Annotated in this window: 10 protein-coding genes; 4 read left to right on the top strand and 6 right to left on the bottom strand. The window is 59.1% G+C overall.

Going from position 1 to position 14,039, the window contains the following annotated elements; translation table 11 throughout:
* Nucleotides 1-80: 80 nt before the first annotated feature.
* Complete coding sequence (locus tag F8N44_RS16705) at nt 81-1,415, bottom strand: dicarboxylate/amino acid:cation symporter (RefSeq protein ID WP_150651066.1); 1,335 nt, start codon at nt 1,413-1,415, stop codon at nt 81-83.
* A 351-nt stretch (nt 1,416-1,766) separates the two neighbouring features.
* On the opposite strand from F8N44_RS16705, the gene F8N44_RS16700 reads away from it, so the two are divergent.
* On the top strand, nt 1,767-2,765 hold the full coding sequence (locus F8N44_RS16700; protein WP_150651065.1) for an AraC family transcriptional regulator: 999 nt from the start codon (nt 1,767-1,769) through the stop codon (nt 2,763-2,765).
* A gap of 316 nt (nt 2,766-3,081) precedes the next feature.
* Here the strand turns inward: F8N44_RS16700 and F8N44_RS16695 are convergent, their stop codons facing one another.
* The 3 genes from F8N44_RS16695 to F8N44_RS16685 all read right to left on the bottom strand — a co-directional run bounded on the left by F8N44_RS16695 (nt 3,082) and on the right by F8N44_RS16685 (nt 5,852).
* Nucleotides 3,082-4,428, bottom strand: a complete 1,347-nt coding sequence (locus F8N44_RS16695) for an ATP-binding protein (protein WP_016987433.1) — start codon at nt 4,426-4,428, stop codon at nt 3,082-3,084.
* Nucleotides 4,425-5,102 carry a response regulator transcription factor gene (locus tag F8N44_RS16690; protein ID WP_016987432.1) on the bottom strand — a complete coding sequence of 226 codons (678 nt, stop codon included), beginning with the start codon at nt 5,100-5,102 and terminating at the stop codon, nt 4,425-4,427. Before F8N44_RS16690 ends, F8N44_RS16695 begins: the two co-directional genes overlap by 4 nt.
* A 147-nt stretch (nt 5,103-5,249) precedes the next feature.
* Nucleotides 5,250-5,852 carry an outer membrane beta-barrel protein gene (locus F8N44_RS16685; protein ID WP_116256252.1) on the bottom strand — a complete coding sequence of 201 codons (603 nt, stop codon included), beginning with the start codon at nt 5,850-5,852 and terminating at the stop codon, nt 5,250-5,252.
* A 143-nt stretch (nt 5,853-5,995) separates the two neighbouring features.
* Here F8N44_RS16685 and F8N44_RS16680 point away from each other — a divergent pair, with 143 nt between their 5' ends.
* Nucleotides 5,996-6,787, top strand: coding sequence for a dienelactone hydrolase family protein (locus F8N44_RS16680; RefSeq protein ID WP_150651064.1), 792 nt, complete (start codon nt 5,996-5,998; stop codon nt 6,785-6,787).
* 150 nt (nt 6,788-6,937) lie between these two features.
* Nucleotides 6,938-7,663, top strand: coding sequence for a 4'-phosphopantetheinyl transferase family protein (locus tag F8N44_RS16675; protein ID WP_150651063.1), 726 nt, complete (start codon nt 6,938-6,940; stop codon nt 7,661-7,663).
* A 116-nt stretch (nt 7,664-7,779) separates the two neighbouring features.
* Here the strand turns inward: F8N44_RS16675 and F8N44_RS16670 are convergent, their stop codons facing one another.
* Both F8N44_RS16670 and F8N44_RS16665 read right to left on the bottom strand, forming a co-directional pair.
* Nucleotides 7,780-9,390 carry an ATP-binding protein gene (locus F8N44_RS16670; protein ID WP_150651062.1) on the bottom strand — a complete coding sequence of 537 codons (1,611 nt, stop codon included), beginning with the start codon at nt 9,388-9,390 and terminating at the stop codon, nt 7,780-7,782.
* On the bottom strand, nt 9,387-10,109 hold the full coding sequence (locus tag F8N44_RS16665; protein ID WP_127929412.1) for a response regulator: 723 nt from the start codon (nt 10,107-10,109) through the stop codon (nt 9,387-9,389). The genes F8N44_RS16670 and F8N44_RS16665 overlap by 4 nt, the downstream gene beginning before the upstream one ends.
* 853 nt (nt 10,110-10,962) lie before the next feature.
* Between F8N44_RS16665 and F8N44_RS16660 the strand changes: the two genes are divergently transcribed.
* A complete protein-coding gene (locus F8N44_RS16660) occupies nt 10,963-13,857 on the top strand; it encodes a ribonucleoside-diphosphate reductase subunit alpha (RefSeq protein WP_150651061.1) in 2,895 nt (964 codons plus the stop codon).
* Nucleotides 13,858-14,039: the final 182 nt, after the last annotated feature.

The following is a 14,039-nucleotide window of genomic DNA, read 5'->3' as shown; positions in this document are numbered from 1 at the left end:
GTCAGCGGGTGTGACCGTTACGCTCAAATCGCAGGCAAGAAAAAACCCGCCGAAGCGGGTTTCTTCAATTCAGGCAGTGCTTACTTCACATTGCTCGGGGTTGCGCCTTCAGCGACACCCAGGTCGTCTTCAGGGCGAGTATCAATGATACCGCGACCGCCCGAAGCCAGCTCGGTTTGCAGCGTGTCGGTGTCCAGCTCCTTGACCCACTTGGCAACCACGATGGTCGCAACAGCGTTACCGACCAGGTTGGTCAGTGCGCGAGCTTCGGACATGAAGCGATCGATACCGAGGATCAGCGCCAGACCGGCCACCGGCAGGTGACCTACTGCTGACAGGGTCGCTGCCAACACAATGAAGCCCGAACCGGTCACACCGGCCGCACCTTTGGAGGACAGCAGCAATACCACCAGCAGAGTGATCTGGTGAGTGATGTCCATGTGCGTGTCGGTGGCCTGAGCAATGAACACAGCAGCCATGGTCAGGTAGATCGCAGTACCGTCGAGGTTGAACGAGTAACCGGTCGGGATCACCAGACCCACTACCGATTTCTTCGCGCCCAGACGTTCCATCTTGATCAGCATGCGTGGCAGTACCGATTCCGACGACGAGGTGCCGAGGACGATCAGCAGCTCTTCACGGATGTAACGGATCATCTTCAGTACGCTGAAACCGTGCATGCGGGCGATACCGCCAAGGACAACGAGGATGAACGCCAGGCAGGTGATGTAGAAGCAGATCATCAGTTGACCCAGCTGCACCAGCGAGCCGACACCGTAGGCACCGATGGTGAAGGCCATCGCACCGAAGGCACCGATCGGCGCAAGCTTCATGATCATGTTGATGATGTTGAACATCACGTGGGCGAAGCGATCGATGAAGTCGAGGATCGGCTTGCCGTAGGCACCCAGGCGATGCAGGGCGAAACCGAAGATCACCGAGAACATCAGCACTTGCAGGATGTCACCGGTGGCGAACGCACCGACGATGGTGGTCGGGATCACGTTGAGCAAGAAACCGACAACGCTTTGGTCAGCACCTTGGGCTACGTAGGTGGCGACTTTCGAAGCGTCGAGGGTGGCGACGTCAATGTGCATGCCGGCGCCCGGTTGTACGATGTTGACCACGACCAGACCAACCAGCAGCGCGATGGTCGAAACGATTTCGAAATACAGGAGTGCGTAACCGCCGGTCTTGCCGACCGATTTCATGTTCTGCATGCCAGCGATACCGCTGACCACGGTGCAGAAGATGATCGGGGCGATGATCATTTTGATCAGCTTGATGAACCCGTCACCCAGTGGCTTTACCGCGACACCGAACTGCGGGTAGTAATGACCGAGCGCAATACCGATGATGATTGCGATGATCACCTGGAAATACAGGGATTTGTACAGTGGCTGACGAGTCGTCATTGCAGGTTTCCTCAAGAGCCTCGCGTGGCAACATCCATCTGTTGACCGCGAAACCTGAATTGCGAACCCTCCTGCACTGGAGGGATTTGTTGTTGGAGCAGCGTTTTCCATCAGGGCGAAACGCACGCTTCTGTGGCTTGTATCGCAAACGTCGTGCCACTTTGGTGCGATTAGCTGCAAGCCTTTTGATATCAGGGTTAACAGGTCCGCGGATGTCACCATCCTGTGACTCAAGTGTGGCGGATTTCCGCCAACTCGCCGCTTCTCGTCCTACAATTTGGCGGAAATCCGCCTTGTCGATGCGTCCAGCCCGCCGCTACCATCCGGCGCCTGAGGAAGGATCTGCCGCTTATGCGCGAACGCACCATTGCCAGTCATTTCGCCCGTGCCGCCCTCGGTGGCGCGCGCCGCATGGGTTTTGATTACTCTGGCCTGTTGTTGCAACTGGGCATCAGCCCGGAATTGCTCGACGAACCTCGCGCGCGCATTGCTCCGGAACAATTCACCCGGTTGATTCAGGGCCTGTGGCTGGCGCTGGACGACGAATACCTGGGTTTCGGCAACGCGCCGAGCAAGCCCGGCAGTTTCGCCATGATGTGCCACGCCTCGATCCACTGCCGCAATCTGGAGAAAGCGCTGCAACGGGGTTTATTGTTTTATAGCCTATTCCCCGAAGCCCCGCGCCTGAGCCTGACACGCGAAGACGAATGGGTGCGTTTGAGCCTCGATGATTCGCAAATGTGGGACCCGGATCACTTTCTCACCGAGAGTTTGCTGGTGATCTGGCATCGTCTGGGCAGTTGGCTGATTGGCCAGCGGATTCGCCTCGAACAGGCGAGCTTCAGCTATCCGCGCCCCGAGCATGGCGCCGAGTACGATCTGCTGTTCCCTTGCCCGCTGACGTTTGGCACCGAGCAAAGCAGCCTTTTATTCCACAGCCGCTATCTGTCTATGCCGCTGTTGCAAGACGAACGCACGCTCAAACATTTCCTCGAACGCTCCCCCGCCGACCTGCTCTCCCGCCCGGACGACGGTGACAGTCTGAGTAGCCGTTTGCGTCGTTTGCTCAGCCGTGACAGTGCGAACTGGCCGGATCTGGAAGCGGTCGCGGCGCACTTGCACATCAGTCCGCAAACGCTGCGCCGGCATTTGCGTGAAGAAGGCACGAGTTTTCAGGAATTGAAGGATCAGTTGCGGCGGGATATCGCCATTTATCATTTGGGCCGGGCGGATCTGTCGTTACAGCAGATTGCCGAACAGCTGGGGTTTTCCGAACCGTCGGCGTTTCACCGGGCGTTCAAGAAGTGGACAGGGCTGACGCCGGGGGCTTATCGGGCGCAGGAGCAGTGAGGCACTACATCAAAAGCCCCTCACCCTAACCCTCTCCCAAAGGGAGAGGGGACTGATTGGGGGATGTTCAATAAATACGCCGACCTGAAACATCGCTACTGAATCCGTAGTTGACTGGCTATTTCAGGTCTATGTAAAACGCCAGACACCCTCAGGGAGAGGGGGCTGATTGGGGGATGTTTGAGAAATACGCCGACCTGAAAGCTCTTTATTGAATCCATATTCGCTGCTGATCGCTCAGGTCGATAACTTTCCAAAGACACTTCGGTCAGTCCCCTCTACCTCTGGGAGAGGGTTAGGGTGAGGGCAATCCCGATCACACCGCCGGAAAATGAATCCTGAACGCCGCCCCGCCCATCGGCGAATCGCCCAGCGCCAATTTGGCGTTGTAGCTTTCGATGATGTCCTTGACCACCGCCAACCCGATCCCCTGCCCCGGATGCTGGGCATCCAGCCGTTCGCCACGCTCGAGAATCCGCGCACGCTGATCCGGTGGCACACCCGGGCCGTCGTCTTCGACGCACAATTCAATCCCGGCCAGGGTCTCGCGCACGCTGATGCGCACCTCGCCCAGACACAGGCGATAAGCGTTCTCCAGCAAGTTGCCCATCATCTCCAGCAGCGCGCCCTGCTCGATCGGCACATAACAGTGCTCAGGCAGATCGAATGCCACGCGCACATGCTTGTCGCGGTAAACCTTGTCCAGTGTGTCACAGAGGCTTTTGAGCACCGGTTGCAAGCGCACCTGATGGCGCACCAGACCGCTTTTGCGCAAACTGGCCCGCTGCAATTGGTAGCTGATCTGCTGGCTCATGCGCTCGATCTGGCTTTGCAGCACCCAGGCCTGATCGCGTTCTTCGGGACGTTGAGCCATGTCCTCGCTAACGCCTTGCAACACCGCCAACGGGGTTTTCAGGCTGTGCGCCAAGTCATCGAGAGAGTCGCGATAACGACTGCGCTGTTGGCGTTCGCTGTGCAGCAAACGGTTGAGCGAGCCGGTCAGGCGCAGCAGTTCGCGGGGATGTTGTTCGGTGAGGCTCTCACGGGTGCCACCTTCGATTTCGTCGAGTTCCTGACTGAGCCGGCGCAAGGCTTTGAGGCCCCAGGTCAGGCCGATCCACAGCAATGCCAGTAGCACAAGCAACGCTGCGCCGAAGCCCAGATAGAGATTTTCGCGCAGGCCTTCGAGGGTGGTTTCGTATTCGCGCACCGGTTGCAGAGCGACGATGCTGAACGCCGCGCTTTTGCCGCCGAGCAGTTTGACTTCAACGTCATAGACGAAGAATTCCTGGCCGTTGGTTTCACGGATCCGCGCGAACTCATTACCGAGGCCGTCATAACGCGGTTTGTAGTTGATCTGTTCTTCCTGGGTAGCTTTCGAGCGCCAGACCAGGTGCCCCTCGCGGTCGTAGATGTAGCCGAGCAAACGGAAATCGGTGAGGTTGAAGCGCTCATCCGGCAACTGATTGGGCATCACCAACCGACCGTTTTCGATGCGCGCGGCAGAGATCAGCGTGGTCACGTCCGACGCCAGGCGCTGCTCGATCGAATCCTGCAACGCCAGGCTGAACGCACCTTGCATCGCCGGCAGCAAGGCGAGCATGAACAACACCGCCAACGTGGTGGCGGCGAGCATCAAGCGAACGCGAAGAGAACGAATCAAGTGCAGCGCTCATTGAACAGGTAGCCGAGGCCGCGCACGGTGTCGATCGGCTTGAACCCGGCCGGGCCTTCGAGTTTGCGGCGCAGACGGCCGACCAGCACTTCGATGACATTCGGATCACGCTCGTCGTCGTCCGGGTAGAGCTGCTCCATCAAGCGATCCTTGGGCACCACTTGCTGGTGATGACGCATCAGGTATTCGAGGATGCGGTATTCGTAAGCAGTCAGCGCCAGCGGTTGCTCGTCGAGGGTCGCCTGCTTGCGATTGAGGTCGAGCAGCAGCGGCCCGGCGACGATGGTCGACTGGGTGAAACCGCTGGAGCGGCGCAGCAAGGCGTTCAGACGCGCATCGAGTTCTTCGAACTGGAACGGTTTGACCACGTAATCGTCGGCGCCGGCGGCGAGGCCTTCGACCTTGTCCTGCCAGTTGCCGCGCGCGGTGAGGATCAGGATCGGGAAGGTCTTGCCGCCCGCGCGCAACTGGCGAATCAGGTCGAGACCGCCCATGCCCGGCAGGCCAAGATCGATCACCGCCAGGTCAAAGTTGAACTGTCCGGTCTGGTACAGCGCCTCTTCGGCATTGGCCACGGACTCGACCACGTGACCGCTCTCCGTGAGGCGGGTTTGCAGGTGATGGCGCAACAGCGCTTCATCTTCGACGACCAACAGTTTCATGACTTCTCCTAATCACTTGAAATCTCCACAACCACTGTGGGAGCGAGCTTGCTCGCGAAGGCGGTTATTCAGTCAACGATGATGTTGAATGAAACATCGCTTTCGCGAGCAAGCTCGCTCCCACAGGGTTCCAAGGCGATTCGCTCCTTAGAAATTGTAGTTGGCCGACAGGTAAGTCTGCGCGCTGCTGGTCAAATCCAGCGAGCCTTGCTTGCTGCCGCCGCGCTCGCTCATCTCGGTGCTGGCGTTGCTGCGCAGATAACGGTAACCGAGTTCGACCGAAGTGTTTTGCGATACTTGTTGCAACACACCCAACTGACCGCCGACGGCATAACCGATATCACTGTCGCGGCTGAAGCCTGGCGATTCCTGGGTCAGCTTGGTCAAACCCGCCGTCGCACCGCCGAACAACTTGGTGCTGCCGCCGACCGGGTAGAACAGATCGTAGCTGCCCAGCAGATTTTCCTGACGCAGTTTAATGCCATTGTGCGAGCCCGACACGTTGTCGTAGGTGGCGTAGTAGCGACCCTGGCTGTTTTGCTGGCCAAGGCGTACGCCGTAGGTGTTGTTGCCGTCGATGGCACCGGTGGCGTTCGGGTGGTCGAGGTTGTTGTTCAGTGCGTGGGACTTGTTGATCTTGTCACTGGTCTGGCCGAAGGACAGGCCGGCGAAGTTCGAAGTGGTATCGGCCTGGGCCGCGATACTGGCGCTCATTACGGTCAATGCCAGCAACAGTTTGTTAAAAGTCATGGGTATTTCCTCTTTCACAGTGCTGTTTGGGTATGGCGCAAGGTTACTGACCCTCCCCTGTACCGCCCCTGAACCGTCTCTGAACCTGACCTGAACCAAATGAACTAGGCTGATCTGACCTTTTATTGTCAGGAGACCCGACCATGCGCCTGTTCCTTGCCCTCACCTTGCTGGCCGTCAGCAGCCTCACTCAGGCTGCGATCAAGACCGAGGAAATTCCCTACCAAAGTGCCGATGGCACAAAGCTGATCGGCTACTACGCCTATGACGACGCCATCAAAGGCAAGCGTCCGGGTGTCGTCGTGGTGCACGAATGGTGGGGCCTGAACGATTACGCCAAGCGCCGCGCGCGGGATCTGGCTGCACTCGGCTACAGCGCTCTGGCGATCGATATGTACGGCGAAGGCAAGAACACCGAGCACCCGAAAGACGCGATGGCGTTCATGCAGGCGGCGACTCAGGATGCGGCGGCTTCCAGCAAGCGATTTGAGGCCGGGCTGGATTTGTTGAAGAAGCAGGCGCAGACCGACGTGAATAAAATTGCCGCCATCGGTTACTGCTTCGGCGGTGCGGTGGTGTTGAACGCGGCGCGACAGGGTGTGCCGCTGGCGGGTGTGGTGAGTTTCCACGGTGCACTGGCGACGAAAACGCCGGCAACGCCTGGCAGCGTGAAGGCGAAGATTCTGGTCGAGCATGGCGCGCTGGACAGCATGGTTACGGCGGACAACGTCACGGCGTTCAAGGCGGAAATGGACAAGGCCGGGGCTGACTACAAGTTCGTTAGTCTGGATGGCGCCAAGCACGGTTTTACCAATCCGGATGCCGATCGCCTGAGCCATGGCGAGCACGGTGGCCCGGACATCGGGTACAACAAGGCAGCGGATGAAAAATCCTGGGCGGACATGAAAGCGTTCTTGCAGAAAATCTTTGGCTGAACAGGAACACCGCGGCGCGGCCTTCGCGAGCAGGCTCGCTCCCACAGGGGATCTTCTGGGCGGCATAGATCCAGTGTGGGAGCGAGCCTGCTCGCGAAAGCTTCACCGCCAATCTCGACCTTGGCCCGACTAACCGGCAAAATGCCCGCCATGAATCTCACCCCCACTCTCCCCGCCTGCTGCACCGCGCTCGACAGCCACTGGCCGTTGCCGACGGTATTGGCCGACACCGTGCTGCTCAGCACCCACTTCGATCCTGCTCAACTGCTTGGCGATGATTTTCAACGCAGCGCCGTGGTTGCGCCGCCAAGCATTCAGCGTTCGGTGGCCAAGCGTCAGGCGGAATTTCTGGCCGGCCGGATCTGCGCCCGGGAGGCCTTGCAGCAACTGGAAGGCAGCGGCGTGGTTCCGGCGATTGGTGCAGATCGCGCGCCGATATGGCCCGCGCACATTTGCGGCTCGATCACCCACAGCACCGGACGCGCGGCAGCGATTGTCGCCAACAAGCAACACTGGCGCGGTTTGGGCATGGACCTGGAAAACCTGCTCAATACCGAACGCGCCGAGCGCCTGGCGGGGGAGATTCTGACACCACCCGAAATGCAGCGCATGACGGCCGCCTCACGAGATCAGTTGGCGTTGTGGGTGACGCTGACGTTTTCGGTGAAAGAAAGTCTGTTCAAAGCGCTGTATCCGATTGTGCAGCAGCGCTTTTATTTCGAGCATGCTGAAGTGCTGGAATGGACTGAAGCGGGCCATGTGCGCTTGCGGCTGCTGACGGACTTGTCGGCCGAGTGGCGCAACGGCACTGAACTGGACGCGCAGTTCGGGGTGCAGGATGGGCAGTTGTTGAGTCTGGTCAGCATCAAGGCCTGAAATCTTTCGGTGCCTGCAAGGGCCTCTTCGCGAGCAAGCTCGCTCCCACAGGAAACCGCATTTCAAATGTGGGAGCGAGCTTGCTCGCGAAGGCGGCATCGCGGCCAACACAAGAATTACCGGCGTTCCTGATTCCTCGGCCAGCTCAGGCTAAAGCAAGCCCCACCCAGACTCTTGCTCTTGCCAATAATCGCCCGACCGTCATGCCAGTGAATGATCCGCCGCACAATCGACAAGCCCAGACCATGCCCGCCCGACGCCCGCGTGCGACTGTCGTCCAGGCGCAGAAATGGCGTGAAAATCCGCTCCCACGCCACTTCCGGCACGCCCGGGCCGTCATCCTCGACATCCACGCGACAGCGCAATTGCCCGACCTGATAACTCACCGTCACGCTCGAACGCGCATGACGCATGGCGTTGCTCACCAGATTCTGCAATGCGCGGTGCAGATAGCGTGGCTCAGCTTCGACCCAGGCATCATCGTTATCCGCAGCAGACAGGCACAATCCCCGCTGCACCGTGACCTCGGCGCGCAACGGCGCCAGTTCCTCGATCACCTGATTAACCAGCGCATCCAGATCGATGCGCTGGAACGTCAGCGCCGGCGAGCCCTGCTCCAGGCGCGCATAGGTGAGCATCTCGTCGACCAGCTTATCGAGGTCTTCAATGTCGTGATCCATGCCTTCGCGGTATTTCTCCAGCGCTTGCGGGGTGGTCGCCGAGCCGATCATTTCCAGACCGAAACGCAGACGCGCCACCGGCGTGCGAAGTTCATGAGAGACCGCTCGCACCAATTCGCGCTGGATTGCCAGCAACTGTTGCAAGTGCTCGGCCATACCGTTGAACGCCGCCGCCAGACGCCCGACCGAGTCGGCACCGCGCGCCGGCACACGGGTTTCCAGACTGCCCTTGGCAATCCGCGTGGCCGCCGCTTCAAGGCCGCGCAAACGGCGCTCGAGCTGACGCACCAACAGATAAACAATGAGGCCGATCAGGGTCAGGCCGAGCGCCGCAATCAGCACCAGCCATTCCGGCGGATACGGGTTCATCTGATACAACGGCCCGATTTCCAGTACCCATGGCGTGCCGACCATTCCGGCAAATACGCGGATCGAGTCGCCACCCTTGCCCAATGCCATGACCGTGTCGCCTTCGGCCACGCGGCGACTCTGGTCTTCGTCCATGTCAGCGTCGTTCACCGTGACCAGGCGCAGATCGAAACCGAAGCCCTTCTCTTCCTTTATCTGTGCAAGGCGCTTGGGTTGTTCGCCGACCGGTACGCGCACCAGTTCATCGGCCAGCAGGTAAATGGTCGCGCGCGCCAGTTGCTCGCTGATCTGCTGCACTTCGCCGGTGAGAACCAACTGCTCTTTGTCGCTGACCATTCGATAGACTTTCGCCGCGTGCGGCCCGGTCTGCTCGACCAACGCCTGGCCACGCTGCACGCGAGTGCGCTGGGACAGATCAAGATCGGTTTCGGCAAATTTCTTCAGCGCCAGCGGAATCCCCAGCAACCGCTCCCACACCAACAGCGCACGATGGCGCTCGGTTTCGTTCATCGGTTGCAGGTTGTCGGCCATCAGCGAAAACGTGCCGTGGGCCAGCCGCTCGCGATACTGCTCGCTGCGCACCTGATTGAGCAGATTCAGCGCCAGCACGCCGAGCACCGCCACCAGAATGATCGCTGCGCACATGCCGCCGTAGATGCGCAGGAAGATCGAGTTCACAGCGGCAGGTCTACGCAGGCTTCAGGAACGAACAGATAACCTTTGCTGCGGATGGTCTTGATCAGGCGCGGATGGTCGGGGTCGTCGCCGATTTTCGGGCGGATCCGCGAAATGCGCACATCAATCGAACGGTCCTGTCCGTCGTAGCCGATACCGCGCAGTGCGGTGAAGATTTCTTCGCGGGACAGAATGCGCCCGGCGTTGGACACCAGCAGCCAGAGCAGGTCGAATTCGGCGCTGGTCAGCTCGATGCCGTTGTCGCTCAGCCACGCCTCGCGCAAGGCGTTGTCGACCACCAGCGGGCCGAACTGCAGACGGCGGGATTTTTCGGTGACCGGTTCAGGTGTGTCGCTACGTCGCAGTAACGCCTGGATTCGCGCCAGCAACAGGCGTGGGCGCACCGGTTTGCACACGTAATCGTCGGCACCGAGGTCGAGGCCCTGGATCTGATCGGCATCGTCGGTGCGTGCGGTGAGCATCAGGATCGGCCCGTCGTACTGATTGCGCACCTTGCGGCAAATGCTCAGGCCATCTTCGCCGGGCAACATCAGGTCGAGGATCACCAGGTCCGGCTGCTCCTTGATGATCCGCGCTGCGGCCAGCGCACCGTTGCCTTCGATGTCCACGCGCAATCCATTGGCTTGCAGGTAGTCACGCGTCAGTTCGGCCAGTCGCTGGTCATCCTCGACGATCAATACCTGAAAGGCTTGTTGCTCCACCGGTGACCTCTGCTTTCTATTGTTATTAATAAAGGAAGAACATCTGACTCGACACAATCCCTGTGGGAGCGAGCCTGCTCGCGAAAGCGTCGGATCACTCAACATCGATGCTGAACCTAACGACGCATTCGTGAGCAGGCTCGCTCCCACAATTTTGAATTCCCCCGTCCTTTTGTCATGTTTCTGGAGGATAAGAATGCCTGTGCATGGGCCGATTGTATAAACGGCGTACAGCCAGAACACAAGTCGGTAAATGCGTTCGGACAAGGCGGTTTTTTGTGATAGGGTTCGCGCCCTTAAAAATCCGCTGAAGCGTTTTTCCCGGTGAAAAAACGGTGACAGACGGTCTAGCTCAGCAGGTTCGCGGCCTACACGCGAATTCCGGATTTCTTACACAATTTACGCACAGGTTTATCCACAGCTAGTACGTTGCAAGCACCCGTGAAACGCATTATCTTGTAGCACGGCGCGAGGAGAGACCCTACATATGGGGTTTTCCGCTCAAACGCCCAACCACATTTAGGGCCTGAAACTCAAGTGCTTTATTGCCAGTTTCCGGTTGAACCAAGCAAGTTTTTCAAAGCCCAAACCGCACTTGCGGATGGCACCGTTTTTTGGGTCGGAAACGACCGGAACGGTACGGGTGTTGCAGTCATTACTGTCACCCTGGAAGGAGTTTGGCTCGAGCCTTGGCTCGGCGCCAAAGACTTCGGCAAGGATGCGGCGTTACAAGCCTTTTTCCTACTGTTCCGAAGTTGTTACGCCGACGCTTGTCGGTTGCAGTGCTTCGGTACAGAACGGTGAGCACCATGACGGTGCCAAACAAACATAGAGAATGTGGAGACCACCCCCCATGCAAACCGACACAACTCGCGAGAACCCGCAGGGCACCTTGCCGCAGGCCGCCGATTCGAATTCGGATCTGGCTGCTACCGCGCCTGGTCAACTGCGCGTGATCAAGCGCAATGGCACTGTCGTTCCTTACACCGATGACAAGATCACCGTCGCTATCACCAAAGCGTTCCTCGCAGTTGAAGGCGGCACCGCTGCCGCTTCGTCGCGAATCCATGACACTGTGGCCCGTCTGACCGAACAGGTCACCGCGACCTTCAAGCGTCGCATGCCGTCGGGTGGCACCATCCACATCGAAGAAATCCAGGACCAGGTCGAACTGGCCCTGATGCGTGCCGGTGAGCAGAAAGTTGCGCGCGACTACGTGATCTACCGTGACGGTCGTTCGAAAGAACGCGCTGCCCACGCGCCGGCCGAAGAAGCGGTCAACGCGCACCCGTCGATCCGCATCACCCGCGCTGACGGCAGCCTGGCACCGCTGGACATGGGTCGTCTGAACACCATCGTCACCGAAGCCTGCGAAGGTCTGGAAGAAGTCGATGGCGACCTGATCCAGCGCGAAACCCTGAAAAACCTCTATGACGGCGTGGCTCTGACCGACGTCAACACCGCTCTGGTGATGACCGCCCGTACCCTGGTTGAGCGTGAGCCGAACTACTCGTTCGTGACCGCCCGCCTGCTGATGGACACCCTGCGTGCCGAAGGCCTGGGCTTCCTCGGTGTGGCCGAAAGCGCCACTCACCACGAAATGGTCGACCTGTACGCCAAGGCACTGCCGGCCTACATCGCCAAAGGTATCGAGTTCGAACTGCTGAACCCTGTGCTGGCCACCTTCGACCTGGAAAAACTGGGCAAGGCGATCAACCACGAGCGTGATCAGCAATTCACCTACCTGGGCCTGCAAACCCTGTACGACCGTTACTTCATCCACAAGGATGGCGTGCGTTTCGAACTGCCGCAGATCTTCTTCATGCGCGTGGCCATGGGCCTGGCGATCGAAGAGAAGCAGAAAGAAGACCGTGCGATCGAGTTCTACAACCTGCTGTCGTCCTTCGACTACATGTCGTCGACTCCGACCCTGTTCAACGCCGGTACCCTGCGTCCACAGCTGTCGAGCTGCTACCTGACCACCGTGCCGGATGACCTGTCGGGCATCTACCACGCGATCCACGACAACGCCATGTTGTCGAAATTCGCTGGCGGTCTGGGCAACGACTGGACGCCGGTACGTGCACTGGGTTCGTACATCAAAGGCACCAACGGCAAGTCGCAAGGCGTGGTTCCGTTCCTCAAAGTGGTGAACGACACCGCGGTAGCCGTTAACCAGGGTGGCAAGCGCAAAGGCGCTGTGTGTGCCTACCTGGAAACCTGGCACATGGACATCGAAGAGTTCATCGAACTGCGCAAGAACACCGGTGATGATCGTCGTCGTACCCACGACATGAACACAGCCAACTGGATCCCTGACCTGTTCATGAAGCGCGTCTTCGATGACGGCAAGTGGACCCTGTTCTCGCCATCCGAAGTGCCGGACCTGCACGACCTGACCGGTAAAGCCTTCGAAGAGCGCTACGAGTACTACGAAGCGCTGACCGAATACCCAGGCAAGGTCAAACTGTTCAAGACCATCCAGGCCAAAGACCTGTGGCGCAAAATGCTCTCCATGCTGTTTGAAACCGGCCACCCTTGGCTGACTTTCAAAGACCCGTGCAACCTGCGCAGCCCGCAGCAGCACGTCGGCGTGGTTCACAGCTCGAACCTGTGCACCGAGATCACCTTGAACACCAACAAGGACGAGATCGCCGTTTGCAACCTGGGCTCGATCAACCTGCCGAACCACATCGTCAACGGCAAGCTGGACACCGCCAAGCTGGAACGCACCGTGAACACCGCCGTGCGCATGCTCGATAACGTGATCGACATCAACTACTACTCGGTGCCACAAGCGAAGAACTCCAACTTCAAGCACCGTCCGGTCGGTCTGGGCATCATGGGCTTCCAGGACGCTTTGTACCTGCAGCACATCCCTTACGGTTCCGACGCTGCCGTCGAGTTCGCCGACAAGTCGATGGAAGCGGTCAGCTACTACGCGATCCAGGCTTCCTGCGACCTGGCTGACGAGCGCGGCGCGTACGAGACGTTCCAGGGTTCGCTGTGGTCCAAAGGCATTCTGCCGCTGGATTCGCAACAGATCCTGATCGAAGCCCGTGGCCAGAAGTACATCGATGTCGACCTGAACGAAACCCTCGACTGGGCACCGGTTCGCGCCCGTGTACAGAAAGGCATTCGTAACTCCAACATCATGGCCATCGCACCGACCGCGACCATCGCCAACATCACTGGCGTATCGCAGTCGATCGAACCGACCTACCAGAACCTGTATGTGAAATCGAACCTGTCGGGCGAATTCACCGTGATCAACCCGTACCTGGTTCGCGACCTGAAAGCTCGCGGTCTGTGGGACTCGGTCATGATCAACGACCTGAAGTACTACGACGGTTCGGTTCAGCAGATCGAGCGCATCCCGCAAGAACTCAAAGAGCTCTACGCGACCGCGTTCGAAGTGGACACCAAGTGGATCGTTGACGCCGCCAGCCGTCGTCAGAAGTGGATCGACCAGGCCCAATCGCTGAACCTGTACATCGCCGGCGCATCGGGCAAGAAGCTCGACGTGACCTACCGCATGGCCTGGTACCGTGGTCTGAAAACCACTTACTACCTCCGTGCCCTGGCCGCGACCAGCACCGAGAAGTCGACCATCAACACCGGCAAGCTGAACGCTGTTTCCAGCGGCGGCAACCACGGCGACGATTCGGTTCTGGCAGCACCTGCCGGTCCTGCTCCAGTGCCAAAGGCTTGCGCGATCGACGAGCCGGATTGCGAAGCTTGCCAATAAGCTGAGCTGAGTCAGGCGCCGCAAGACGCTTGAATCAAAAACCCCCGACAGACCTCAGGTTTGCCGGGGGTTTTCTTTTGCGTGGGAAAAAACAAAAGCCGACCGCACGCTCTTCCACCACTCAACGGGGTGAGCGATAGCTCGTTAGCAGCTCTCGATGTTTTTTGGGGGGGGGTTGGGAT

It is taken from the genome of Pseudomonas fluorescens (assembly GCF_902497745.1).
Lineage (GTDB): Bacteria > Pseudomonadota > Gammaproteobacteria > Pseudomonadales > Pseudomonadaceae > Aquipseudomonas > Aquipseudomonas fluorescens_BM.
Note: the sequence above shows the minus strand (reverse complement) of the source record. Positions and strands in the feature narration are given on the sequence as shown.

Excerpts from the sequence above, each read along its gene's own strand:
- F8N44_RS16685 (WP_116256252.1), bottom strand. The coding sequence starts at position 5,852 with ATGACTTTTAACAAACTGTTGCTGGCATTGACCGTAATGAGCGCCAGT.
- F8N44_RS16705 (WP_150651066.1), bottom strand. The coding sequence starts at position 1,415 with ATGACGACTCGTCAGCCACTGTACAAATCCCTGTATTTCCAGGTGATC.
- F8N44_RS16700 (WP_150651065.1), top strand. The coding sequence starts at position 1,767 with ATGCGCGAACGCACCATTGCCAGTCATTTCGCCCGTGCCGCCCTCGGT.
- F8N44_RS16680 (WP_150651064.1), top strand. The coding sequence starts at position 5,996 with ATGCGCCTGTTCCTTGCCCTCACCTTGCTGGCCGTCAGCAGCCTCACT.
- F8N44_RS16690 (WP_016987432.1), bottom strand. The coding sequence starts at position 5,102 with ATGAAACTGTTGGTCGTCGAAGATGAAGCGCTGTTGCGCCATCACCTG.
- F8N44_RS16675 (WP_150651063.1), top strand. The coding sequence starts at position 6,938 with ATGAATCTCACCCCCACTCTCCCCGCCTGCTGCACCGCGCTCGACAGC.
- F8N44_RS16660 (WP_150651061.1), top strand. The coding sequence starts at position 10,963 with ATGCAAACCGACACAACTCGCGAGAACCCGCAGGGCACCTTGCCGCAG.